This is a genomic window from Sinorhizobium numidicum, from assembly GCF_029892045.1.
Classification (GTDB): domain Bacteria; phylum Pseudomonadota; class Alphaproteobacteria; order Rhizobiales; family Rhizobiaceae; genus Sinorhizobium; species Sinorhizobium numidicum.
Genome location: NZ_CP120369.1, coordinates 47,688 through 72,139 on the forward strand (window position 1 = coordinate 47,688; position 24,452 = coordinate 72,139).

Sequence of the window (24,452 nt, forward strand, 5' to 3'; positions counted from 1 at the left end):
AGTTTAAGAGGCTGCACCAGAGGCGGCGGTACAAAGCGACTCCGTGCCCGATGTTTCGATGCTGCATCCGAGCATGGTTGCACTTGCGTGGAGCGCGCAGCGGGCTAGGCGGGCAGAAGGGTCCTTCGCCTGCGAGCGGAATGCGATGTGGCGGATTGTCACGGCGAACTCGCGCTGACACGTGCGAGCGTCGCATGGACATGGCGTTTCAGCTTTCCAGGGCCAACGAACCTGGTCTGCCGAGCAGCGGCAAAGATTCGTCGATCCCCGCTATTGACCTCTGCCTCGATCGCGAACACATCCGAGGCGCGCTCGGCTGGCGCGGCCCGAATTTCGCGGCTGTGGAAGACGTAATCTGGCCGGAGCTGGAAGGCATCCGAATTTACTATGTCAGAAGGGCGCGGTCGAGGACGCCAAAAGCGCATCCGGTCGCTTCAAGTGTAGCGACACAGACCTATCCGCCGTCAGTGACCGCAGCTCATCAGGCATCACCAAGCTCAAAAAATCTCGCGTAAGGTCCATGTGCGAAGTGTACCCGCAACTCATGAAAATTCTGTAGCGTTTGGTCCAACGGGCGCGTTTCTTGCCGCTGAAGAATGCGGCGACTAGAGAGCTGACGCGCTGGGACCCCAAGGAAATCCAAGATAGTTGCAACGCAAGCGTGGGGATCTCGAAGAAGCCTCTCGTACTCGATTGAAAGCATTTTGGTTGGCCCGAAGGCGTTCGCGACCTGAGCGTGGAAGTCGTCGGCAGCTTTGAAGTAGGCCTCGCAGGCAGCGAGTGACAACGTCACGGGCGGCGGTGGAGCGGCATCGTCCGAACTGAACTTAAGCCAGTGGCGGGTTTGCCTTGCCTGCACAAGCGATCTCAGCGATTCCAATGTGTTTCCGCGAATCATAAGGATAACCTTGAGCCCTGACCAATTGGCCAGCTCAGCAAAAAAGCCGGGACGCTCGTGAAACTGAGGTTCATTGATCTTGCAGCCAACATGCGTCACCGTCTTGTCGCTTCGCGTGGGGTAGCGCAAGAAGGCACGCTCAAGAAGCTCGCGATCGCTGCCTAGCAGGCGATCCTTATCGGGCCAATTCGTATCGTAGATATTGAGCAGTTCACCGTTGCTCAACACATTCGGGTGCTCGTTTAGAAGTTCTTCCAAGTAGTGTGTGCCAGCCCTTGGCATCGCGAGGATTGCAAATGGCTCAGGCGACAGTGTGGAATGGGACATTGAGCGTTTTTCCATCTAACAGTGGCGGTGACTCCAGCACAGGATCTTGGCTGTCCGCCGGCTCGTTTAATCTGGGGAGGCTTGCGGCTCCATAGCGCTGATCACCTGCTCCGAGGCCATCCAGGACCTCGCGTTGACAGGCTGATCTTTGCCGTTGGTAGTGTTGTGCTTGAGTTGGGCCGGTACCTACTCCCTTGGCGCGGGCCTTTCTCCGGTTTAAGTCAGCTTTTCTAACGGCGCTCGGGAAGAGTGGTAAAATTGATTGTAGTGATGACAACCATCCACACAGTGGATAGAGCAGGCAGGCACATCGGTCCTGCACGCTGAAATACCTGCCGACCTCATGTCACGACCGGCGCAAGACGCTCCGCTACAAGGGTCGATCTCTTGGCCGACGACGCTATAACCACTCCCCCGCTCCGATAGGTAAGTAGCGCACGTGTCGATTGCATAGTTCTGCGACGGCAAGTTTGGATAGGAACTGGATTAGTGCTGCGGCGGCGTGCGGTAAGATCAGGCTTACTCTCAGAACGCCAAGTACGACAAGAAGAGTCAGATCAAGGCGCTTCGAGCGCCACGTAGAAATATCCACAGAACGAATGAATTTCATCCAAACAATCGATTTTACCAATCTTAGCGGTTGCTACATAGCATGGGCCGGCGACTTTCTTCGTCACCGGAGCCTACGCCGCAGACCCGCCGGAACGTCTCCGGCTCTTATAAGCAATGGGCTTGGGCAGTTGTGCAAGTCTGATGGTAATTTGGCGACGCGGCTCGCCTCAGGAATTGAGCCGCGTCCCACGTCAAGCCAAACTGAAATGGAAGGAACACAATGGCTGATCAACTCGCAACGGAAATCATTGCCATAATCAAGAAACGCGTCGAAGCGGAGAGCGGCGAGGGCACGACTGCATCCATCGTCGGCGATATAACGACTGGGACGGAATTGACCGAGCTCGGCATCGACTCACTGGGATTCGCGGACGTGCTCTGGGACTTGGAGCAAGCCTACGACATCAAGATCGAAATGAACACGGCCGAGGCGTGGTCGGGTGTCCAGAGTGTCGGCGGCATTGTGGAAGCCATGCGCGGCTTGCTTGCTAAGGTGACTTAAATGGACAGACGAGTCGTCATCACCGGAATAGGCGGGCTGTGCGGACTAGGCACCGACGCCGCCTCGATTTGGACAGGGATGCGCGAAGGCCGCTCCGCCATCGGCCCGATTGTCAATGCAGAGCTTCATGGGCTGAAGGGCACGATCGGCGCCGAGATCAAGGCGCTGCCTGAGCACGACATTGACCGCAGGCAAGTCGTCTCCATGGCCCGCTGCAGCCTGCTTGCCGTGCTTGCGGCGCACGAAGCCATGCGACAGGCCGGACTTTCCTGCGATGAAGGAAATGCCCATCGCTTCGGCGCGACAGTGGGCGTCGGCTTCGGTGGCTGGGACGCGACCGAAAAAGGCTACCGCGCCCTCCTTTTGGGCGACGGCGCGACCCGCATGGATCTCTTGACTGGAGTAAAGGGGATGGCGAGCGCAGCTGCCTGCAATGTCAGCATGAGCCTCGGCCTGCGCGGGCCGGTCTTCAGTGCCACCTCCGCCTGCGCCTCGGCCAACCATGCGATCGCCTCGGCGGTCGACCAGATCAGGGCTGGCCGGGCCGACGTGATGCTTGCCGGAGGCAGCGACGCGCCATTCGTATTTTTTGTGTTGAAGGCATGGGAAGTAATGCGCGTACTCGCTCCGGATACTTGCCGGCCTTTCTCCGCCGACAGGAGGGGCCTGGTGCTGGGCGAGGGTGCGGGCATGGCCGTGCTGGAAAGCTATGAGCATGCCACGGCGCGCGGCGCGACGATCCTTGCCGAGATCGCCGGCATCGGCCTTTCCGCCGATGCCTTCCACATCGCCTCGCCGACTGTCGAGGGGCCGGAAGCGGCGATGCGCGCCTGCCTTGCCGATGCCGGGCTGAATGCCGAGGATGTGGACTACCTAAACGCGCATGGCACCGGCACCAAGGCCAACGATGAAATCGAAACGGCGGCGATCAGGCGCGTCTTCGGGGACCATGCTAGTTCGCTGTCCGTCTCTTCCACCAAGTCCACCCACGGGCATTGCCTCGGTGGAGCGAGTGCGCTTGAAATGATCGCCTGTGTGATGGCGATCCAAGAGGATGTTGTGCCGCCGACCGCCAATTATCGCGAGCCAGATCCCAAATGCGATCTCGATGTCACGCCCAATGTTGCGCGCGAGCGCAAGGTGCGCGTGGCCATGAGCAACGCGTTCGCCATGGGCGGCCTGAACGCAATTCTAGCATTCAAACAGGTGTAGAAGCCCTGCGAGATGCGTCCTGCAAGTTCACCCTCCCGTATCCAGATGCTTGCCGAATCACTCCATCGGTCCGTGACCGCCTCCTTGGTGAGGTAGGCTGAGGGTGCAAGTCTTAGTGTAAGCACCAAGAGAAGTCTTGTGACGAAGCATCAGATTAGGTGATTACGTCGAAGGCGTCGGCGCTGGTCTCGACAGAGAAGGAGCGGCTCGTTGCCAGCGCGAATGCACCGGCTTCAGCGGTGGGATGATTCTCCCCTCCAACGGCGGCGCGACGATCTACGAATCGGCGCCGCCAAGGTGCTGTCTGGCTTGGCGCGGCGCATCAACCGCGACGTCGCCGCCGTTAGTAGGCGGCGGCGCTGGCGCTTGAGTGCCCGGGTGAATCAGCGCCGGCGAGGAGTTCTGGCGCGCCGGCTTTAAAAGTTAACCGAATTCACCAGCCTGCATGATTGAGAAGAGGATAAGACATGTTCGAATTGACCAGCCGTAAGGCGCTCGTCACCGGCGCATCGGGAGGTATCGGCGAGGCGATCGCCCGCGCGCTACATGCGCAGGGTGCTATTGTCGGCTTGCACGGTACCCGCGTTGAGAAATTGGAGCTGCTTGCCGCTGAGCTCGGGGACCGCGTCAAGCTGTTCCCAGCTAATCTCGAGAATCGTGACGAGGTCAAGGCGCTAGCTCAGAAGGCGGAGGCCGATCTCGAAGGCGTCGACATCCTCGTCAACAATGCCGGCATCACCAAGGACGGCCTGTTCGTGCACATGGCAGACGCCGACTGGGACCGTGTCCTGAGGGTCAACCTCACCGCGGTGTTCGAGCTAACTCGGGAGCTCACCCGTCCGATGATGCGCCGCCGGAATGGCCGCATCATCAACATCACTTCGGTCGCCGGCGTGACCGGCAATCCTGGCCAGACCAATTACTGCGCCTCCAAGGCCGGTATGATCGGCTTCTCCAAGTCTCTGGCGCAGGAGATCGCTACACGCAACATTACCGTAAACTGCGTCGCCCCGGGCTTCATCGAATCGGCTATGACCGACAAGCTCAATGGCAAGCAGAAGGAGACTATCATGGCGGCGATCCCCACCCGCCGCATGGGCACTAGCGCCGAAGTCGCGTCGGCCGTCGCGTATCTCGCTTCCACTGAAGCGGCCTACGTCACCGGCCAGACCATTCACGTGAACGGCGGCATGGCAATGATTTGAGCATGGTCATGCGCCAGGGGAGATGTTGGCCCTTGCGGCCATCTTGTGCGGGCATAGCACGTCTTGAACCAGATCCGGATCGGCTGCCGTGTCGCACGGAGTAGGCGCGGGGAACTCCGCTGGCAGTAGATAATTTCGGATGTGTAGAAAGCCCTTCGATGGGCCCGGGCTTTCCTGCGATGAGGAAAATGCGCGTCGCTTCGGCGCAACCGTGGGCGTCGGCTTCGGCGGCTGGGACGCGGGGTGCGCGTCGCCATGAGGAACGCCTTCGGCATGGGCAGCATGAATGCAGTTCTGGTATTGGGGGAAGATGTATTAAGGACACGTCATTCCAAGTGAACGGCCAAATAACGTGAGCCGAAAGGGGACGGCCACATCAGGTTTCAGCTTTCACGACCTCGTCGATGCAGGCGTAAGTCGAATACCCAGTAAAAACAGGGCGATAAATTGTCTCTTATTCATCTGCGTCGGCTTGAAGCCGAAGCCATTCATGCCATTCGAGAAGCCGTTGCAACGTTTTCAAATCCGGTCGCGCTTTATTCCATTGGAAAAGACTCGTCCGTTTTGTTGCATCTTGCAATGAAGGCGTTCTACCCGGCCAAACCGCCCTTTCCCTTCCTGCATGTGGACACCAGGTGGAAATTCCGGGAGATGATTGCGTTTCGCGACCGAATGGCGCGCGAGCTTGGGTTCAATCTCCTCGTGCACGTCAATCAGGACGGAATCGATCAGGACATCGGCCCTTTTTCGCACGGGTCCAACGTCCACACCCACGTCATGAAGACGATGGCGTTGAGGCAGGCGCTGGAGAAATACGGCTTCGACGCGGCGCTCGCGGGGGCGCGGCGCGACGAGGAGAAGTCACGGGCCAAGGAGCGCATCTTCTCGATCCGCAGCGCCCAGCACGGCTGGGACCCGAAGCGCCAGCGCCCCGAGATGTGGAAGACCTACAACACGCGCGTCGGACAGGGGGAGACGATGCGTGTCTTCCCGCTCTCCAACTGGACCGAGTTCGACATCTGGCAATACATCCTGCGCGAGGAAATCCCGATCGTGCCGCTCTACTTCGCGGCGCGGCGTCCGGTCGTCAAGCGGGACGGCATGCTGATCATGGTCGACGATGAGCGGATGCCGATCCAGCCGGATGAGAAGGTTCTGGAGCAGCAGGTCCGCTTCCGGAGCCTCGGCTGCTACCCGCTGACCGGAGCGGTCGAGTCCGAGGCCGCCACGGTTCCGGACATATTGCGGGAAATGCTGACGGTGCGAACGTCTGAACGGCAGAGCCGCCTGATCGACACGGATGAAGTCGGGGCGATGGAGAAAAGGAAGCGGGAGGGCTACTTCTGATGTCGTATGTTCAATCCATACCGCCGCGTGACATTGAAGCGCATCTGGCCGAGCACGACAACAAGTCGATCCTGAGATTTATCACTTGCGGCTCGGTGGACGATGGAAAATCGACCCTTATCGGGCGCCTGCTCTACGACGCGAAACTGATCTTCGAGGACCAGCTCGCCAATCTCGGGCGCGTCGGCTCTCCCGGTGCCGCAAACGGCAAGGAGATCGACCTTGCCCTGCTTCTCGACGGGCTCGAGGCAGAGCGCGAACAGGGCATTACCATCGACGTCGCCTATCGCTATTTCGCGACGTCCAAGCGCAAGTTCATCGTTGCCGACACGCCCGGCCACGAGGAATATACGCGCAACATGGTGACCGGCGCTTCGACGGCGGACCTCGCCATCATCCTGATCGACAGCCGGCAGGGAATCCTCCAGCAGACCCGGCGCCATTCCTACATCGCCTCGCTGCTCGGCATCCGCCATCTCGTGCTGGCCGTCAACAAGATCGACCTCGTCGGTTTCCAGCAACAGGTCTACGAGGAAATCGTCACCGACTACATGGCTTTCGCGAAAGAGCTCGGATTCGCCAGCATCCGTCCGATCCCGATCTCGGCGCGGGACGGGGACAACGTCATCTCGGCTTCCGCCAATACGCCCTGGTACAGAGGGGCGGCACTGCTGGAATATCTGGAGACGGTCGAATTGGATCCGATGGACCAGGCGAAGCCATTCCGCTTCCCGGTTCAGATGGTCATGCGGCCGAATGCGGATTTTCGCGGCTATGCGGGGCAGATTGCTTCCGGCAGAATTTCGGTGGGCGATCCGGTCGTCGTTGCAAAAAGCGGACAGCGCACGTCGGTCAAGGCGATCGTCACCTATGACGGCGAGCTTGCGACGGCGGGGGAGGGCGAGGCGGTAACGCTGGTGCTCGCCGACGAGGTGGATGCCTCGCGCGGCAATATGCTCGTCGCCCCCGGTGCGCGCCCCTTCGTGGCGGATCAGTTCCAGGCGCATGTGATCTGGTTCGACTCGAGCCCGATGTTGCCGGGACGTAGCTACATTCTGCGAACGGAGACCGACAGCGTCAGTGCCACGGTTACCGCGCTCAAGCACCAGGTGAACATCAACAGCTGCATCCGCGAGGCCGCGAAATCGCTTCAGATGAACGAAGTGGGTGTTTGCAACGTCTCGACGCAGGCGCCGATCGCCTTCGACGCCTATGCGGACAACCGGGCGACGGGCAATTTCATCATCGTCGACCGCGTGACGAACGCCACCGTCGGCGCGGGGTTGATCGATTTTCCGCTCAGGCGCGCAGACAACGTCCACTGGCATGCGCTCGAGGTGAACAAGAGCGCGCGCAGCGCCATGAAGAACCAGCTCCCTGCCGTGCTCTGGTTCACCGGGCTCTCCGGTTCGGGAAAATCAACCATCGCGAACGAGCTCGACAGGATACTCCACGCCCAGGGCAAACATAGCTACCTGCTCGACGGCGACAATGTACGCCACGGCCTGAACCGGGATCTCGGCTTTACCGAAGAGGACCGGGTCGAGAACATCCGCCGCGTGGCGGAGGTGGCCAAGCTCATGGCCGATGCCGGTCTGATCGTGCTCGTGTCCTTCATCTCACCGTTCCGCGACGAGCGCCGGATGGCGCGGGAACTGATGGAAGAGGGCGAGTTCATCGAGATCTTCGTGGATACGCCGCTCGACGAGTGTGCACGCCGCGATCCGAAGGGCCTGTATGAAAAGGCGCTCGCCGGGAAGATCGCGAATTTCACCGGCGTCTCCTCGCCTTATGAGGTGCCGGAAAACGCGGAATTGCATCTGCAGACGGTCGGTCACGAGCCGATCGACCTCGCTCTGAAGATCGAGGAATTCCTCGAGAAGAGGATGGACGACGAATGATGCCCCTTTGCGAAATGCTTGCATTCACGGATTCCAGAGCCCGGTCGTAAGTCGACTTGCGTACCTGGCCCTTTACTCTCGGTGGCTGTCAGCACGTCGGTGCCGAGCAGGCTGTGCAGAAGCCCGACGATCTGAGACTGCGGCGTATCGAACGGCTCGTGCCTGGTCACGATGTACTTGATGAAGTCGTGCTGAAGGTCGCCGCCGGCTTTTCTGACAACGGAAAGCAGGTCCGATGTTACGAGCAGAACTGCGACATCGAAGCGACGTCGACCACTTGAGGATGAATTGTGATGAGAAGAGAGGTGGCGGCACAGACCGCGCCGAGAGTCAGTTACCCGAGCTGCGGGCAGTCTATGACGACGAGGTTATATTCCTGCTCAACCTCCGCAATGGCCGCTCCGACGCGCTTTAAGAACACTTCTCCGTTTCTTGAGCGCTCGTTCAGTGCCCGCAGAGTTTCATGCTCGTATTCCATGAGCTCGAGATTTCCAGGTACGAGGTCGAGTCCGTCGAAACAGGTCTTTCTGATGATCTCCTTCAGCGGCCGTCGCTTCTCGTCGTATCGAATCGCTCCATACAGGGTCTCTCCATCGCAACGTCGAACTCCGGCTGCGCCCCCAGCATGGACGTCGGCGAGGCTTGTGGATCGAGATCGACCGCCAGCACCCGATAGCCGGCCAGCGCAAGATATTGCGCGAGGTATAATGTGGTGGTGGTTTGCCGATCGATCTTTGAAATTCGTAACCGCGATCGTCTGGAGCTTCTCACCTGGCCGCCTTCGAGGGAGATAAGTGATGACGTCCATCGGCTTAATTGAAGCCATGTGGTGGCGCCGCTCGTTTTTCCTGAGCAAGTGTGTAGGATCGTCTGCCGTTCAACGAGACCTTCCGGCGTGCGGCCTTGCCGTCGATCGAAAGCTGGCGGAGATACCCGTCGGAGACGCACACCACGTAGGCAGCTTCACCAGACGTCAACGGCCTGAGTGTCTTCTGCGAAAGCGGCGGAAACAAACGCTCACGCAGCAGCTTTAGCTGCCTGGAAAGCTGTTTCGCGTGCCGCTCGACGCGGACATCTGTCGTCGAGACGGTTTGAATATTCACGTGAGGTATTTCCTTCCGATGCGTTTTTCCAGGCGTCTTTCCCGTAAAAAGCGTATCGAAGATGCCATCATTCGGAATCTCGGCACCGCGGACCTTTACCTGGTCAGCCGACCTAAAAGTTGGCCATCGTCAACTCCAATTGAATAGTCGGCTGAATCGAAACCGATTGTCTGCGGTCGCGGCAACCGTCCACAGACACGTTCGAAGCGCGAAACTGATCTGAGGCCCCTCACTGCGACGGCGCCCTTTGCTTCTCATGCAGATAGTCGGCTGCAGCCTGTGCCTTTGCCGCGGCCGTTATGATGGCCCGCTTGTCGTTCTTCAGCGCCTTGAGCCAGCTTGCCAGATAGGTCGCGGTATTGCCGCGAGGATCGTGGGCCACTCCGAGGTCCGCGCAGAGGAACGAAGCGGCGAGCTCGGCGACCAGTTCCTCGATGGCGTAGCTTTCCCTGCCGAAACGGCCGCTCAGGTCACGGTCGAGGCGATGCTTTGCGCCTGACCAGTGCGACATTTCGTGAAGCAAGGTCGAGTAGAGGTGAACCTCGTCGACGAAGCGTGCCCGATCGGGCATGAGGATATCGTCGGGGGCGGGACGATAGCACGCGGTTGTTCCGCCGTAGGTGATCGCCGCGCCGGTGTTGCCGACGAAGGTTTCGACGGTCTCAAGATGCGGAACTGCCATCGCCGGCAGCTCCTCGGCCGGTCGATAGAACCGGTCTGGAAGGTTCTCGATCTGCTCGATGTTGAAGACCGTGTAACCCTTGAGATAGGGGATTGCGCGTTCGTCGTCTTCGCGCTCCTTGGGGGTGAAGGTGCCGTATTTGACGACGAGGGAGCCCTTCTCGCCCTTGCGGACCTGGCCGCCGAGATCCTGAGCTTGGCGGTAGGTCATCCAGGTGTTTTCCTCGTAGCCGGCGAGCTCGCTTGCGAGCCACAGCATCAGGACGTTGATCCCGCGATAGGCTTCGCCGGTGGCGCGGCGCGGAACGAGGGAGCCGCGGCCGTTTCCGCGCCAGGGCCGGATCCACGGCTTTGTGCCGGCTTCAAGCTGCTCGATGATGGCATCGGTGATGCGCTGGTAGGTGTCCTTGATGCTCTGCATTGCCGTCTCCTTCCGTTGGTTGACGGCAAAAAAACGGAGATGGCCGAAGCGAGCCCATGCACCCGAAGGGCTGCAACAGAGTGGAGGACCGCGCCAGCGGTTGTGTGGGGGAGGGGCTATCGTAGCTTGTCCGTCAAATCACCCGACGGAAGGAGAGGGCGCAGAGCATCGGCGCCTTCTGCTCACGGATAACTCTTGCAGCTTAAAGAGCCGGTGGGCCGGTTACCGCTCGCGATCGTCGTGATCACGCTCCCGACTGCGCCTTGCCGCCAATTGCGCCTCGATCGCCTTCAACTCCGGGTTATGGTCCTGCTGTGGCTGCCGCGCTGGCGCCGCCTGCGATTGCGCCTCCTGGGCCGACTGCTCTCGCCTCACTCGGGAAAAGTCCGACCGGGCAGTGAAGGTGATCTCCTCCTCGTCTGGCAACTTCTCCGGCAGGTCCGCGCGATCGGCGACGACAATCCCTTGATCGGTCACAAGGCTGGCAATGCCATCGTCGTGGCCGAGAACCGTTCCTGTGATTTCCTCGCCCGGCCGGGCAGTGCGAACATGATGGCGCAGGGGCTCCTCGCGGACCTCCCGCAAGTCTTCGAATGCGGATCGAATGGCCTCCCGACGGGCCGGGTTCATCGCGTCTCAATGACGTGTTTCATCACGGGATTGGACGGGTCGTTCGTGGCCTCGATCGACACCTCGATCATGCGCGGTTTGGTGATTACCGAAAAGTCGACTAACTGCAAAACGAACGCCTCCTGGGCCTTCCGCTTCCCTCCTGAAAAGGATGCACGTACTTCAGCTCTGGGAGTATTTTTGTCGATTGCCACGCTATTTTGCTTTTTTGTCACTATGTTGCCTTGAGGGCAGCATCGTTGACCTATCTCGCGAAGCAAGATCATTCCTGTCCCGGAGCTTGCGTCACGCGCATCCCGGGAGAATCCTCCAATATCAACTCGCACGCACTGATTGTGGCAAGATTGTGCTGGGCGGCGCGCCCCCAGACGGTCGTTAAGGCACCCGATTTGTCGTTCTGAAAGCTGCCGGTCGGCTACGAAAGCGACAATGCCGCAAGTGAGCCGTTCGGGCGGCCAGCGTCTTTCTCGCAATAATCGAGTGCTTCCCATCCCATTCACAATACTTTCAGGGCTTCAGGGGAGTTGAGCCAGGATATCGTCGACGATACTCGGGACGGTACCCGCCGTGTCGATATTGATGCCGGCGGGAAGGTATTCCCGGGTATCATGGTAGCGGAGTACCAACGCGCGCTCTGCCGGCTCGAAGCCCGGCTCATTTGGCCGCCCATCTAATCGTCGGTTCAACGTCTCGACGTCTATATCGAGCACGAAAACCTTGTCGAATAGGTCGAGGAATTTGTGAAAATTGCGCGAGCCGCCACAGAAGAAGGTGACAGGATAGGTGGTGGGCAGCAATAGCCCGGACCTTGTCGACAGGCCAGATCCAGTGCGCGTACCCCCAAACGATGCGGTCCGCGCCTTTGGGTGGTCCTGCGAGCGCCTGGCCTGTCTCGGGGTCGCCGACATAGGCCAAGACCCGGTCACCATGGACGACATGATAGCCCCGCCGCTCCAATTCGGTAGCGACAGACGTTTTTCCAGTGCCGGAACCGCCTTCGATCAGATAGTTCTTGATGCCCATGGGGGCTTTTATCATGGCCTTCAATCCGGTGAGAAGAGTCTCTCCGGGCGGGCGCTCCCCTACTCAGTTCATCGTCGAGGCCGAGTAGTAGAGCCGCCCGACGGGATTGATATTGTCTTCAAGTGTGTCGCCGGCCGTCGGCTCGACCACCATCCACATGCCGTCGGTCTTGAGCGCCTTGCGGATGCCGGGCCGCTTTGCGCCTCCATCCCAGTCATCCCGCCGACCCTATGTCGTTCCCGTAAGCTGCCGTTCGCGGAAGCCAAGCACCGGCCTGTTGAAGGACCGGGTGTGGAAACATTGCTGCCGGGCAGCTTTGGGATCGCAGCGACCGAAAGCTGCCCGATGGCGCCTAAAACGTAGGCGCAATTGGCGAAGATGTAGAAGGCGCCGTCAGTGGTCTTGGCCGAAGGCTCCGGCGCCTAGTTGATCAGCTCGACGGCGGCCCGCTGATCGCCAGCCTGCTCCATGCGCTCATTGCGATGATCGATCGACTTTGAAGAGTGCGATGCGCCGTTCGATCGCGGACTCCGAGGCGCTGCATATGAATATCTGCCAGAGACCTTATTCCGCACCGCCTCCATAAATCGCCATAGCGGTGCAGGTTCATTTTGGACCTTCGACCCGCTATTCCTTTCGACGGACGGGTGGGCTAAACGGGAAATCTATTACGGTTCTTGGGGGAGAGTGCGATTTGCTTGGGGGCGAACTGTCCAGGACCGCGCTTGCGCTGTGGCCGCATCAGCATGCGGCGCTCGACACGGTCGAAGCTTATTTCGCGTCGGCGAGCGCCCGCGCGTGCCTCGTCAATATGCCGACAGGCACCGGCAAAACCGGGGTGATGGCGACGATCGCGCGCCAACGCGCTCAGGTCCGGCCGGTGCTAGTCGTCTGCCCCTCGGCGGCTTTGGTCGAGCAGCTCATCGCCCAGTTCGAGGACCGCTTCTGGGATAAGATCGGCGCCAGCCTGGTCTGGAAGCCCGACAGGGTCTGGAATGTTCTGCCGAGTGATATCGAGAGCCTCGCGCAGCGCCTCGACGGTCATGGTGGCGAGCGGATCATCGTGGTGGGTACCGTTCAGGCCATCCAGCAGATCGACGCTGAAGGCAAAATCGATCAGCTCCATGGCCGCATCGGCACGATACTGTTCGACGAGGGTCATCGCGAGCCTGCACCTAGCTGGGCGCGCGTCGTCCGCGGTTTTGCTGTACCTACCGTCCTGTTCAGTGCCACGCCGTTTCGGGGCGATCTCAAGATCTTCGACGTCGATGACGACCATATCCATTTTCTCGGCTTTGCCGACGCGGTCGATCAGGGCCTCATCCGTGGGGTCGAAATCGACGAACAGCCATTGCCCCTGTCGCCGGACGACTATGCCCTGGCGCTGATCGCGAGGGTCGACGCGCTTGTGGCCGAGGGGCGTTTCACGGCTGCCAACAAGGTGATCGTGCGCTGCGACAGCGAGGAGTCAGTCATCGAAATGCACCAGGCACTGACCGCGGGGCTTGCCGGTCGGGCCGACGGGGTCCTCGCGATCCATCATAATTTCCGCGAGCGGCCCGATGGCGGCATTTTCGACGCGGTGCCGAGGGACCTGGCGGCGCGGGCCGAACGCTTTCTCGTCCACCAGTTCATGCTGATCGAAGGGATCGACGATCCCCGTTGCACGATGCTCGCGCTCTACGAACCGTTCACGAATACGCGCATGCTAGTCCAGCAGATTGGCAGGCTGATCCGCCATCCGGGGCCGATCGGCGACGCCGCGCCGGCCGCCTATGTCCTCGCGCCTATGGGTCGTGATATCGCCAACGAATGGAACAGCTTCCTCGCCTTTGACGCAGCCTCGAAGGCGAATGGCAACAAGCCGTTCGTCCGCAACGACGCGACGGTCCTGGAAAACCTGATCGCAGCCCTGCCGACCCTCGACTATGTTATGGGGCGCTTCCGCGAACGACCGGATCTCGACGATCCCGGTCTCCATGACGACCTGCGCTTCCCGAGCGCGGCGGTCGCCTTCACGATCGAGCCAGATCTCGATCTGGACGAGCTCCAAAAGGCGATCAAGGCCGAACTCATTCGCGAGGATCGCCACGAAGCGCTCACCGGTCGAACCGCCGACGGCAATTGCCGCTATCATATTACGCTTCGGCTGACTCCATCACCGTTCCTGTCGGGCAGCCTTTTTCAGGCGCCGAGCCTCGAGGCAACGATCTATACGAAAAAGAACAAGCGTCTCTTCTTCTTCGACAGCGCGGGGCTCTGGATCAACGAACTCGATGGCATCGGTCCGCGCGTCAACGCCAAGACCTTGCGCGCCCTTCTACCCGATGGATACGACAACAGCATTTCTTTCATGAGCGTAAAAAATACCGATCTTGGGCCGCTGGCGCTGCGATCGCGCAGTCTGTCGGCACGCTCGCTCGATCGGTCGGGCGTGTTCATGGGCGAGCATCTCAACGTCGTGACACGCGCGACCGGCTATATTCACCCCAAGGCGGCCGAGGATGGGATCCGCCGGGCGGTTGGTTTCTCGCGATCGCGCGTGCGCGACGGCAAGGGCAATGACCTGACCGCGCAGCAATATGCCGATTGGTGCGGCACGGTCGATGCCCAGCTCGACGCCGCCGCCCGGACAGCATCGATCTTCACCCGCTTCGCCGTTCCCGACACGGTTCCTGCGGACACGACGCCGCTCAACATTCTCGTCGACATGGTCGAGATGGCCGATCAGTTCGTCGCCAAGGGGCAGACCGCGGCGGTCAGGATCGAGGATCTGTGTGTCGCGGTCGAGGAGGACACCGACCCCAAGGTGCCGGCGCTGTTCCGCTTCCTCCTGCATGTCGATGGAGAGGAGCATCCGGTCTGGATCGACTGGAACGCCAAGAAGGCAAAATATTGGCTGGTGTCGCCTGGCCTTAGCCGGATCAAGACCAAGGACAATCCGAAGATCTCGCTAACCCGTCGCTTGAACCAGCTGCAGCCTTTCCGGATCATCACCCGCGATCTCGCCCACACCTATGTCGGCGGCGATTTTTACCGGCTCGACCTGGATCTCACCGACCCAAAGGGTGCCGCGAGTCTGGTGCTCGATCTGATCACCGCAATCCCCGGTCTCGGCGCGGTGACGTCGGAAAAGGGTGTGCTGGTCGACGGCCATGTCGATTATTGGGCTGACGGCTCGCTGTTTGAGTTTCTCGATAAGGCACTCAGGCCCGACCGTGGCCCGGCGCTGTTCGGGCGGAGTTTTCCTGATCTGGTGTGCGACGATCTTCAGGACGAGGTCGGCGACTTCCTCGGTCTAGATGAGACATCGGCTAGTCCGGCGGCGGTGGCCGTCGCAGGCAAATGGAAAAGCGGCAATCCCGGCGTGTCGGCGTCAGCCTTCTACGACGTCTGCGCGCAGGGACTCAAAAATCTCGCTTATATGAAAAGCGACGGGGTCGTTCTGCCGGGCACCCAGACGCGGTTCGATGGTCGTTGGCGGCTGTCAAAGCGCAATTCGCCCATTACCCAGACGGTCGATCGCAAACGGCATGGCCGCGGATCGAAGGCCTTCCGCGGCACCTTCCAGCGTCTGCGCGCCGCCCCGACGACCGACCGGGCGATCTGGCTGGTCTGTTCGGGCGGCATGCTGTCTCTCGCCAAGCTCAAGGCCGAGTTCGCTAAACCCCAGCCCGAGCCGCACGTTCTCCAATTCTATCACCTGGTACTCTCGACATATTCGGCGTGCCAGTCGGTCGGGGTTCAACTCCGGATCTTCTGCGCTGAATAGCGCCCGACCCATGCCCGGGAGCGTGGAAGGCCGGCGGAGGTCGCACTGGGATGATTACGAGTATAATTTGAGGGGCTGCGGGAATGAGTGGAGCTGGCGAGGCTGCAAAGAAGGATGGTCGCACGTTAACGACAGAGGATCTTGTCTATCTCGGTGGACATCAGGCTCCGATATTTCTCAATGCGATCCGGCTGCTCGATGACGCCCGAGTGCTCAGAAAGCAGAGAAGATATGCCTCCGCGACTGCTCTCGCGGTCTTAAGCATAGAGGAAGTCGGAAAGTTCGTCCTCACCCATCCGTATTTCCGATCGGAGATAACCGCTCGTAGACCGGGCGGGAGGAACGCGAAGTTCAGTCACAGGGAAAAGCAGTGGGCCGCGGCGCAGATGGTGCAGGGCTTCATGGGCATACATGAAATAGATGCCCTTATACATCTCGCCGGTTATAAACTGACACTCGTTGCCAAAGATACAGATCGGAAGCCCTCCCCATCGATGGCAGAAGTGATCTCCACCATTGAAGAGGCGGACTTGAATGACTTCTTGGTCGCCAACTCTGACTTTGGAGCGCACCTGAGATTTCCGGTCCATCTCCTTCAAGGCAGGTATGACGACGTGAAGAAGAAGTGCTTTTATGTGGATGCTGATGGGCAGGGCGCAATAATTTCGGATCCGGACGAAATCGACAGAGAGACGTGCGACAGCGCCATGCGTACGGCCAGCAAAGCTATTTCCGCAACGAAACTACGTTTGCGAAGATACAGGTTCACCCTTTGCAAACCTAGTGTTTCCGGCTCTTCGTGAACAGGCTCGCATCATTGTCGGCATAGATGATCGCTAGTTCCCAGCGGCTGGCCCCGCCTCGTAGTCGCTTCATTTTGCGGCCAACTGAACGAACGGCCGGTTTCGGTTAGTGAAAAAAGCGACCTGAACGGCAAAAATGGGGTCGATAGCGGGCGTCGGCGCACCAGGGCGGCCTGTCCGCTTTCGTTTTTCCGAGCTTCAGAAGTAGCCGACTGTTCTCGGCCCCAAATCGGTCATTCGTCCAAGCCGAGCCAATGACCGCAATGTCCGCAATTCACCCGCTCCGACTGCCAGGTTTGAGTGGCTGCTCACCTCATCCCTCTGAAGTAAGTCAACTCAAGAGGTGCATTGGCCAGATAGTCCTGCAACCGCCCCCGTAAGAAGCTTTCGACTCGGCATGGGATAGAAATCGATCAACAGTCGTGAATTCCCAACATTCACCTTCGGATCCAGGAACCCACACTGCCGTGAGCTCGCCGGCCCTCAATAGCCGGGCGAGCGCAAGCGCATCTCGACGGTTCGTCTTCACCCTGTAGCCCGGTTTCCTTGGAATCAATGATGGAGCGACAACCACACATTCATGGCCAAGCGATCGGATCAGCCGGTGCAGGCCGTAACCGGTTGGGCCGGCCTCATAACAGAAATGCACGCGGTCAAACTTTGCGGCTATCTGCTGAATGATGCGGCGCGTGCTGGCATCCGATGCCTCGACCTAACCCCAGAAGCGGCTCTCTCCCTCCCGGCCGGATTCAGCGATAGCAATTCCATTCTTCAGTTTGGCGACATCGATTCCAACAAAAGCTTCTTTATACTCTACCACGGCTCGTCCTCCTGTGATGAGGATCGGCTCGGCCTGTCCGAGCAACCCTCGGACGACCAGTGTAGGGCGCGCCACCGCAGCCACGAAGACGGACATACGGTCTTACGTTGATTTGATGGTGACACGGGCAGGAACGAAACCATCCAGCTGCAGGATGTTCGGCACACTTGCGCCGCAAGTTTCACGATCTGCATATCAGCGCGTCTCGCAGGCTGCCACGGACACGGTCACGAAATGATCGAGTTGTGGAAGGTGGAGGATGGCCGCACTCCTGTACCGTTACACTCCTGTACCGTTAGACTCTGTCTTAAAGCCACCCGGAAGCGACAAGCGTGTCGTGGTTGCGACACTAGGGTGTCATTTACCCGACACGGCCTCCCGCTGCACCCAAACAACCCCGTTGAAGTATAGGGGTTCTATTCAAATGTATCTGACTGGCACAGCTCTTGCTTAGAAGAGAGGGCGAAGCGGTTAGTTTCAACCGCTTCGGCTACGTTTATCGAGGCTTCGAAGGGGCAAACCATGCACGGTGCATTTCTGAACAGCTTGATGATGACGATCGTCTGGCGAGGGTGCCCACCATGACGGCTTTCGCCCAGCCCCAGATGACCACCGTCGTCAAGGCGATCGATTCCAACCCCAACATGCCTCCCGAGGATGCCGCCGACCCTCGCGCTTGTCTGGAAAAGATCGATCTGGCGCTGACCATCGCCGCGGAGGACGTCGTCTACATGCCGTCTTACGTCATTCGCTGCCCGCAGCGCCTGCCGGTCACCTTCCGCCCTTCCATCGCTTAGAGAGTGAAGTACCACCATGTCCGAACACCCCTTGCCGACACTGCCGATGTGGCGCGTCGATCACATTGAACCCTCGCCCGAGATGTTGGCGCTATGCGCCAACGGTCCGATCCACCGCGTGCGCTTCCCGTCCGGGCACGAAGGTTGGTGGGTGACAGGCTACGACGAGGCCAAAGCGGTGCTGTCCGACGCGGCGTTCCGGCCCGCGGGAATGCCGCCGGCAGCATTCACCCCGGATTCGGTGATTCTTGGTTCGCCGGGGTGGCTGGTCTCGCACGAGGGGGGCGAGCATGCCCGGTTACGCACGATCGTGGCGCCGGTCTTCAGCAACGGCAGGGTGAAGCTGCTCGCGCAGCAGGTCGAGGCGATCGCCGCGCAGTTGTTCGAGACGCTGGCGGCCCAGCCCCAGCCCGCCGACCTGCGGCGCCACCTCTCCTTTCCGCTTCCGGCCATGGTCATCAGCGCGCTGATGGGCGTGCTCTACGAGGATCACGCCTTTTTTGCCGGGCTGTCCGACGAGGTGATGACGCACCAGCATGAAAGCGGTCCGCGCAGCGCCTCGCGCCTGGCCTGGGAAGAACTGCGCGCCTACATTCGCGGCAAGATGCGGGACAAGCGCCAGGATCCGGGCGACAACCTGCTGACGGATCTGCTCGCGGCGGTCGACCAGGGCAAGGCGACCGAGGAAGAGGCGATCGGCCTGGCGGCGGGCATGCTGGTGGCGGGGCACGAGAGCACCGTCGCGCAGATCGAATTCGGCCTGCTGGCCATGTTCCGCCATCCGCAACAGCGCGAACGCCTGGTCGCCGATACATCCCTGGTGGACAAGGCGGTGGAGGAAATCCTGCGCATGTACCCGCCGGGCGCGGGCTGGGACGGCGTCATGCGCTATCCGAGGACCGACGTGACCATCGCGGGCGTGCATATTCCCGCGGAGAGCAAGGTGCTGGTCGGCCTGCCGGCGACGTCGTTCGATCCGCGCCATTTCGACGACCCGGAAATCTTCGACATCGGACGCGATGAAAAGCCGCACCTGGCGTTCTCCTACGGGCCGCACTACTGCATCGGCGTGGAGCTGGCCAGGCTGGAACTCAAGGTGGTGTTCGGTTCGATCTTCCAGCGCTTTCCCGCGCTGCGCCTGGCCGTGGCGCCCGAAGAACTGAAGTTGCGCAAGGAGATCATCACTGGCGGGTTCGAGGAGTTCCCGGTGCTCTGGTGATGCGCGGACGCCGCCGGGAATCGCGATCTTCTGCGCAATTTACCGGCGCGCTTGGCGCGCGCCGGTCAGATCAGCCAGCCAACAGGTAACCAAGATGGACGTGCTAGAAACCACGGCAGCATGCCGGGACGCCTTCGCCGAACTGGCCTCGCCAGCGTGCATCCACGACCCGTATCCGTTCATGCGGTGGTTGCGCGAGCACGATCCGGTGCATCGCGCGGCATCGGGCCTCTTTCTGTTGAGCCGCCACGCCGACATCTACTGGGCGCTCAAGGCCACGGGCGATGCGTTTCGGGGACCGGCGCCAGGCGAACTGGCCCGCTATTTCCCGCGTGCGGCGACCAGCCTGTCGCTCAATCTGCTGGCGTCCACGCTAGCGATGAAGGACCCACCGACGCATACGCGTCTGCGCCGGCTGATCTCGCGCGACTTCACCATGCGCCGGATCGACAACCTGCGGCCGAGCATCGCCCGCATCGTCGCAGCGCGCCTGGACGGCATGGCGCCCGCGCTGGAGCGCGGGGAGGCGGTGGACCTGCATCGGGAATTCGCGCTGGCCTTGCCCATGTTGGTCTTCGCCGAACTGTTCGGCATGCCCCAGGACGACATGTTCGGGCTCGCCGCCGGCATCGGCGCTATTCTGGAAGGCCTGAGCCCGCACGCCAGCGATCCCCAGCTCGCCATGGCGGACGCGGCCAGCGCCAGGGTGCAGGCCTACTTCGGCGACCTCATACAACGCAAGCGCACCGATCCCCGCCACGACATCGTGTCGATGCTGGTCGGCGCACACGACGACGATGCCGACACGCTGTCGGATGCGGAGTTGATCAGTATGCTCTGGGGCATGCTGCTGGGGGGCTTCGCCACCACTGCTGCGACCATCGACCATGCGGTCCTGGCGATGCTGGCGTATCCCGAACAGCGGCACTGGCTGCAGGGAGATGCCGTGGGGGTGGAGGCATTCGTCGAAGAAGTCCTGCGCTGCGACGCGCCCGCCATGTTCAGCTCCATTCCACGTATCGCCCAGCGCGACATCGAACTGGGCGGCGTGGTGATCCCGAAGAACGCGGACGTGCGCGTGCTGATCGCGGCCGGCAATCGCGACCCGAACGCCTTCGCCGATCCCGACCACTTCGATCCCGCGCGGTTCTACGGCACCAGTCCTGGCATGTCGACCGACGGGAAGATCATGCTGAGCTTCGGCCACGGCATCCACTTCTGCCTCGGTGCGCAATTGGCCCGGGTGCAGTTGGTCGAGAGCCTGCCGCGGATCCAGGCGCGCTTCCCCACGCTGGCATTGGCCGAGCAGCCGACCCGGGAGCCCTCCGCGTTCCTTAGGACGTTCCGCGCGCTGCCGGTGCAGCTGCATGCGCAAGGGGGCTGAGATGCGCGTCATGGTCGACCAGGATCTGTGCGGAACCACCGGGCAGTGCGTGCTGACGCTGCCAGGCACCTTTCGCCAGCGCGGACCGGACGGCGTGGCCGAAGTGTGCGTGGCGACGGTCCCGCAGGCGCTGCACGCCGCCGTGCGGCTCGCGGCCAGCCAGTGCCCGGTCGCCGCCATTCGGGTCATCGAAAGCGGCGCTGGCGATGACGAGCGCGGCAGCGCCGACCCTGCGCCTTCTCCGGCGGAGGCCGAGCGGCATGCCGCGAAAGACCAACGCAATCCAGGAGGACACGATGGGACGGTTTGAAGGCAAGGTGGCCGTGGTGACCGGCGCCGGCGCCGGCATCGGCAAGGCGTGCGCCCTCGCCATCGCGCGCGAGGGCGGCAGAGTGGTGGTGGCCGACATTGATGGCTCGGCTGCCATCGCCTGCACTGCGCAGATCGCGGCCGAAGCGGGCCACGCGCTGGCCCTGGCCATGGACATCGCCGATGCGCAGGCGGTGGCAGCGCTGTTCGAGACGGCGGAGCGGCACTTCGGTGGGGTCGACCTGCTGGTGAACAACGCGAGCGCCATGCATCTGACCCCGCGCGACCGCGCGATCCTCGAGCTGGACCTGGCGGTCTGGGATCAGACCATGGCGACCAATCTGCGTGGCACGCTGCTCTGCTGCCGGCAGGCGATCCCACGGATGATCGCCCGCGGCGGTGGCGCGATCGTCAACATGTCGTCGTGCCAGGGGCTCAGCGGTGACACCGCGCTGACGTCCTACGCCGCGTCGAAGGCGGCTATGAACATGCTGTCGGCCTCGCTCGCCACGCAGTACGGTCATGCGCAGATCCGCTGCAACGCGGTTGCGCCTGGTCTCATCATGACCGAGCGTCTCCTCGCCAAGCTGGACGAGTGCATGCAACGGCATCTGCGCCGGCACCAGCTCCTGCCGCGCGCCGGCCGCCCCGAGGACGTGGCCGCGCTGGTGGCGTTCCTGCTCTCCGACGATGCTGCGTTCATCACCGGCCAGGTCGTGTGCATCGACGGCGGCATGCTGGCGCATGTGCCGACGTACGCCGACGGTGGCAACAGCCGCGCCGCGCGGCCTGCCGGTGACACCGCCGAAGCGGCCGTGGCGCCGCGCTGCTGATGGAGCTGATGGACATGCTGCTCAACCCGCTGAACCGTCGGCACCGGCTGCGGCACGACATCCCAGTCGTGCCCGGCGCTTTCCCCCTGGTCGGGCATTTTCCCGCCATCGTCTGCGACCTGCCGCGCCTGCTGCGGCGCGCGGAACGAACGCTGGGCAGCCACTTCTGGCTGGATTTCGGCCCTGCCGGACACCTGATGACCTGCGTGGATCCGGATGCGTTCGCACTGCTCCGGCACAAGGACGTGTCCTCGACGCTGATCGAAGAGATCGCGCCCGAATTGCTTGGCGGAACGTTGGTCGCCCAGGACGGCGGCGCGCACCGGCAGGCGCGCGATGCGATCAAGGCGGCGTTCCTGCCCAAGGGGCTGACCCAGGCCGGCATCGGCGACCTGTTCGCACCGGTCATCCGGGCGCGGGTGCAGGCGTGGCGCGACCGCGGCGACGTAACCATCCTGCGCGAAACCGGCGACCTGATGCTCAAGCTCATCTTCAGCCTCATGGGAATCCCCGCGCAGGACCTGCCGGGATGGCATCGCAAGTACCGGCAACTGCTGCAGTTGATCGTCGCGCCCCCGATCGACCTGCCCGGACTGCCCTTGCGGCGCGGCCGCGCCGCCCGCGACTGGATCGACGCGCAGTTGCGCCAGTTCGTCCGCGACGCGCGCGCGCATGGCGCGCGCACCGGGTTGATCAACGACATGGTGAGCACCTTCGATCGCAGCGACGATGCGCTCTCCGATGACGTCCTGGTCGCCAATATCCGCTTGCTGCTGCTTGGCGGTCACGAGACCACCGCCTCGACGATGGCCTGGATGGTGATCGAGCTGGCGCGGCAGCCTGTGCTGTGGGACGCCCTGGTCGAAGAGGCGCAACGCGTGGGCGCGGTGCCGACCCGGCACGCGGACCTGGCGCAGTGTCCGGTCGCCGAGGCGCTGTTCCGCGAGACGCTGCGCCTGCATCCGCCGGTCACGCTCCTGCCGCGTCGCGCGCTGCAGGACTTGCAACTCGGCCAACGGCGCATTCCCGCGGGCACGCATCTGTGCATCCCGCTGCTGCATTTCTCGACCTCGGCGCTGCTGCACGAGGCACCTGATCAGTTTCGCCTGGAGCGGTGGCTGCAACGCACGGAGCCGACCCGGCCGGTGGACATGCTGCAGTTCGGTACCGGCCCACACGTCTGCATCGGCTACCACCTGGCATGGCTGGAACTGGTGCAGTTCTGCATCGCCTTGGCGCTGACCATGCACGAGGCAGGGGTGCGGCCGCGGTTGCTGAGCAGCGTCGAAAAAGGCCGGCGCTATTACCCGACCGCACATCCGTCCATGACAATTCGCATCGGATTCTCATGAGCTGGCATCGCATGCCCCCTGTGGCGAGGCAGCGGCGCCGGTGGCGCGCGGCATCGCTGGACTCGGCGCGCGCGCTCGGTGCGACGCCGGCAACACCGCGGCGGCTCGCCGCTCGCCGTGGCCGTCTCCTTTCAGGTACAAGGACATGAACAATATGCAGACCGGTTCCACGCTACACGATGACCGAACTGGCGTTTCCGCGCTCGGCGGATTGGGCGCGCAGGCGCACGGCGCATCCGGCAGGCTGCTGCCAGAGATCTGGATGCAGGACGGCGCAAAGCGGGTCGAACAGGCGCTGGCGCGTCTTCTCTGCGCCGAAGACGACGGTGAGACCGAGCTGATGGCGGCGATGCGCTACGCCACCTTGCATGGCGGGAAGCGCACCCGCGCCTTGCTCTGTCTGGCTGCCGGCGCACTGGCCGACACGCCGGCGCACATGCTCGACGACGTCGGCGCCGCCATCGAGATGATGCACGCCTGTACCCTGGTCCACGACGACCTGCCCGCGATGGACGACGACGTGCTTCGCCGCGGCCTTCCGACCGTGCACGTCAAGTTCGGCGAAGCCACTGCGATCCTGGTCGGCGATGCGCTGCAGGCGCACGCCTTCCTGACCCTGGCAAGCCTGGATGCGCCGGGCGACAACCGTATCGCGCTCGTGCGCGAACTGGCGCAGGCGGTGTCCGCCGAGGGTGCCGCAGGCGGGCAGGCCATGGATCTGTCGCTGGTCGGAAAGCACGTCGAGCTGGACAGGATCGTGGCGATGCACCGGATGAAGAGCGGAGCGCTAGTGCGCGCGTCCGTTCGCATGGGCGCGCTATGCGCCATCGCGGAGGATGCCGCGCACGCTGCGCTGTACTGTGCGCTCGATCGCTACAGCGCCTGTTTCGGCCTGGCGTTGCAGGTGGTCGACGACATTCTCGACGCGACAGCGGATACCGCGACGCTTGGCAAGACCCCCGGCAAGGACGCGGCGGCGCAGAAGCCGACCTGCGCGTCGATCATGGGGCTGCAGGCAGCGCGCCAGTTCGCGCTGGATCTGTTGCGCGACGCCGGGGAGGCCATCGCCCCGCTGGGGCCGCGTGCGGAACGGTTGGCGCAGATGCTGCAGCGGGCCAACGCGTATCTGTTCAAGCACGCGCCATGCGCATGAGCGCCTCCGCATGGAGTCGCCCCTGTGCCCCTGCGATCGGCCGGCGGCAGCGGTGCATGCTGCACTGTGTCCGAGTCCGCGGCGCCGATCGCAGCGGTTGGCCAGCACGGCCGCGGCGCACGCGGCGCGCTGCGCGCAAGCCTATGCG

The 24,452-nt window shown here is 62.1% G+C and carries 15 protein-coding genes and 6 pseudogenes; 14 read left to right on the plus strand and 7 right to left on the minus strand.

What is annotated here, in order from left to right:
• Positions 1-481: 481 nt before the first annotated feature.
• The gene (locus PYH37_RS29380) at positions 482-1,225 is read right to left on the minus strand and encodes a sulfotransferase (RefSeq protein WP_280736429.1); all 744 of its coding nucleotides are present in this window, start codon (positions 1,223-1,225) and stop codon (positions 482-484) included.
• An 832-nt stretch (positions 1,226-2,057) separates the two neighbouring features.
• Here PYH37_RS29380 and PYH37_RS29385 point away from each other — a divergent pair.
• From PYH37_RS29385 to nodQ, 5 genes are all read left to right on the plus strand, one after another.
• Positions 2,058-2,339 carry an acyl carrier protein gene (locus PYH37_RS29385; protein WP_280736428.1) on the plus strand — a complete coding sequence of 94 codons (282 nt, stop codon included), beginning with the start codon at positions 2,058-2,060 and terminating at the stop codon, positions 2,337-2,339.
• Complete coding sequence (locus PYH37_RS29390; protein ID WP_280736427.1) at positions 2,340-3,551, plus strand: beta-ketoacyl-[acyl-carrier-protein] synthase family protein; 1,212 nt, start codon at positions 2,340-2,342, stop codon at positions 3,549-3,551.
• Between the two features lie 467 nt (positions 3,552-4,018).
• Positions 4,019-4,756 (plus strand): 3-oxoacyl-[acyl-carrier-protein] reductase, encoded by a 738-nt coding sequence (gene fabG / locus PYH37_RS29395; RefSeq protein ID WP_280736426.1) that lies wholly within the window; start codon positions 4,019-4,021, stop codon positions 4,754-4,756.
• A gap of 447 nt (positions 4,757-5,203) precedes the next feature.
• Positions 5,204-6,103 (plus strand): sulfate adenylyltransferase subunit CysD, encoded by a 900-nt coding sequence (gene cysD / locus PYH37_RS29400; RefSeq protein WP_280736425.1) that lies wholly within the window; start codon positions 5,204-5,206, stop codon positions 6,101-6,103.
• The gene (gene nodQ, locus PYH37_RS29405; RefSeq protein ID WP_280736424.1) at positions 6,103-8,004 is read left to right on the plus strand and encodes a bifunctional sulfate adenylyltransferase/adenylyl-sulfate kinase NodQ; all 1,902 of its coding nucleotides are present in this window, start codon (positions 6,103-6,105) and stop codon (positions 8,002-8,004) included. The genes cysD and nodQ overlap by 1 nt, the downstream gene beginning before the upstream one ends.
• Positions 8,005-8,020: 16 nt before the next feature.
• Here the strand turns inward: nodQ and repA are convergent.
• From repA to PYH37_RS29430, 5 genes and pseudogenes are all read right to left on the minus strand, one after another.
• A pseudogene (repA, locus tag PYH37_RS29410) lies at positions 8,021-9,107 on the minus strand (plasmid partitioning protein RepA); the annotation flags it as partial.
• A gap of 229 nt (positions 9,108-9,336) precedes the next feature.
• Positions 9,337-10,209 (minus strand): ArdC family protein, encoded by an 873-nt coding sequence (locus PYH37_RS29415; RefSeq protein WP_280736423.1) that lies wholly within the window; start codon positions 10,207-10,209, stop codon positions 9,337-9,339.
• Positions 10,210-10,431: 222 nt separating this feature from the next.
• Positions 10,432-11,020: pseudogene (locus PYH37_RS29420) on the minus strand (cell filamentation protein Fic); the annotation flags it as partial.
• A 334-nt stretch (positions 11,021-11,354) separates the two neighbouring features.
• Positions 11,355-11,862, minus strand: a pseudogene (locus PYH37_RS29425) (DEAD/DEAH box helicase family protein).
• A 69-nt stretch (positions 11,863-11,931) separates the two neighbouring features.
• Positions 11,932-12,054: pseudogene (locus PYH37_RS29430) on the minus strand (SAM-dependent methyltransferase); the annotation flags it as partial.
• 502 nt (positions 12,055-12,556) lie between these two features.
• Here PYH37_RS29430 and PYH37_RS29435 point away from each other — a divergent pair.
• The gene (locus tag PYH37_RS29435; RefSeq protein WP_280736422.1) at positions 12,557-15,634 is read left to right on the plus strand and encodes a DEAD/DEAH box helicase; all 3,078 of its coding nucleotides are present in this window, start codon (positions 12,557-12,559) and stop codon (positions 15,632-15,634) included.
• Between the two features lie 83 nt (positions 15,635-15,717).
• Entirely contained in the window at positions 15,718-16,437 is a 720-nt protein-coding gene (locus tag PYH37_RS29440) for an AbiV family abortive infection protein (protein ID WP_280736421.1), read from the plus strand.
• Positions 16,438-16,888: 451 nt separating this feature from the next.
• Here PYH37_RS29440 and PYH37_RS29445 read toward each other — a convergent pair.
• A pseudogene (locus tag PYH37_RS29445) lies at positions 16,889-17,257 on the minus strand (IS110 family transposase); the annotation flags it as partial.
• A gap of 692 nt (positions 17,258-17,949) precedes the next feature.
• Here PYH37_RS29445 and PYH37_RS32560 point away from each other — a divergent pair.
• From PYH37_RS32560 to PYH37_RS29480, 7 genes and pseudogenes are all read left to right on the plus strand, one after another.
• Positions 17,950-18,054 (plus strand): annotated as a pseudogene (locus PYH37_RS32560) (cytochrome P450); the annotation flags it as partial.
• A gap of 16 nt (positions 18,055-18,070) precedes the next feature.
• Complete coding sequence (locus PYH37_RS29455) at positions 18,071-19,273, plus strand: cytochrome P450 (RefSeq protein WP_280736419.1); 1,203 nt, start codon at positions 18,071-18,073, stop codon at positions 19,271-19,273.
• Between the two features lie 94 nt (positions 19,274-19,367).
• A complete protein-coding gene (locus PYH37_RS29460) occupies positions 19,368-20,657 on the plus strand; it encodes a cytochrome P450 (RefSeq protein ID WP_280736418.1) in 1,290 nt (429 codons plus the stop codon).
• A gap of 1 nt (position 20,658) precedes the next feature.
• Positions 20,659-20,967, plus strand: coding sequence for a ferredoxin (locus PYH37_RS29465; protein ID WP_280736417.1), 309 nt, complete (start codon positions 20,659-20,661; stop codon positions 20,965-20,967).
• The gene (locus PYH37_RS29470) at positions 20,954-21,799 is read left to right on the plus strand and encodes an SDR family oxidoreductase (protein ID WP_280736607.1); all 846 of its coding nucleotides are present in this window, start codon (positions 20,954-20,956) and stop codon (positions 21,797-21,799) included. The genes PYH37_RS29465 and PYH37_RS29470 overlap by 14 nt, the downstream gene beginning before the upstream one ends.
• A gap of 8 nt (positions 21,800-21,807) precedes the next feature.
• Positions 21,808-23,151, plus strand: a complete 1,344-nt coding sequence (locus PYH37_RS29475) for a cytochrome P450 (RefSeq protein ID WP_280736416.1) — start codon at positions 21,808-21,810, stop codon at positions 23,149-23,151.
• A 154-nt stretch (positions 23,152-23,305) separates the two neighbouring features.
• A complete protein-coding gene (locus PYH37_RS29480) occupies positions 23,306-24,304 on the plus strand; it encodes a polyprenyl synthetase family protein (protein WP_280736606.1) in 999 nt (332 codons plus the stop codon).
• Positions 24,305-24,452 lie beyond the last annotated feature (148 nt).

Bases quoted from the DNA above. Each gene is read 5' to 3' on its own strand.
- nodQ (WP_280736424.1), top strand. From the start codon at position 6,103: ATGTCGTATGTTCAATCCATACCGCCGCGTGACATTGAAGCGCATCTG.
- fabG (WP_280736426.1), top strand. From the start codon at position 4,019: ATGTTCGAATTGACCAGCCGTAAGGCGCTCGTCACCGGCGCATCGGGA.
- PYH37_RS29465 (WP_280736417.1), top strand. From the start codon at position 20,659: ATGCGCGTCATGGTCGACCAGGATCTGTGCGGAACCACCGGGCAGTGC.
- PYH37_RS29455 (WP_280736419.1), top strand. From the start codon at position 18,071: ATGTCCGAACACCCCTTGCCGACACTGCCGATGTGGCGCGTCGATCAC.
- PYH37_RS29415 (WP_280736423.1), bottom strand. From the start codon at position 10,209: ATGCAGAGCATCAAGGACACCTACCAGCGCATCACCGATGCCATCATC.
- PYH37_RS29385 (WP_280736428.1), top strand. From the start codon at position 2,058: ATGGCTGATCAACTCGCAACGGAAATCATTGCCATAATCAAGAAACGC.
- PYH37_RS29440 (WP_280736421.1), top strand. From the start codon at position 15,718: ATGAGTGGAGCTGGCGAGGCTGCAAAGAAGGATGGTCGCACGTTAACG.
- PYH37_RS29470 (WP_280736607.1), top strand. From the start codon at position 20,954: ATGGGACGGTTTGAAGGCAAGGTGGCCGTGGTGACCGGCGCCGGCGCC.
- PYH37_RS29475 (WP_280736416.1), top strand. From the start codon at position 21,808: ATGGACATGCTGCTCAACCCGCTGAACCGTCGGCACCGGCTGCGGCAC.
- PYH37_RS29460 (WP_280736418.1), top strand. From the start codon at position 19,368: ATGGACGTGCTAGAAACCACGGCAGCATGCCGGGACGCCTTCGCCGAA.
- PYH37_RS29380 (WP_280736429.1), bottom strand. From the start codon at position 1,225: ATGTCCCATTCCACACTGTCGCCTGAGCCATTTGCAATCCTCGCGATG.
- PYH37_RS29390 (WP_280736427.1), top strand. From the start codon at position 2,340: ATGGACAGACGAGTCGTCATCACCGGAATAGGCGGGCTGTGCGGACTA.
- PYH37_RS29480 (WP_280736606.1), top strand. From the start codon at position 23,306: ATGCAGACCGGTTCCACGCTACACGATGACCGAACTGGCGTTTCCGCG.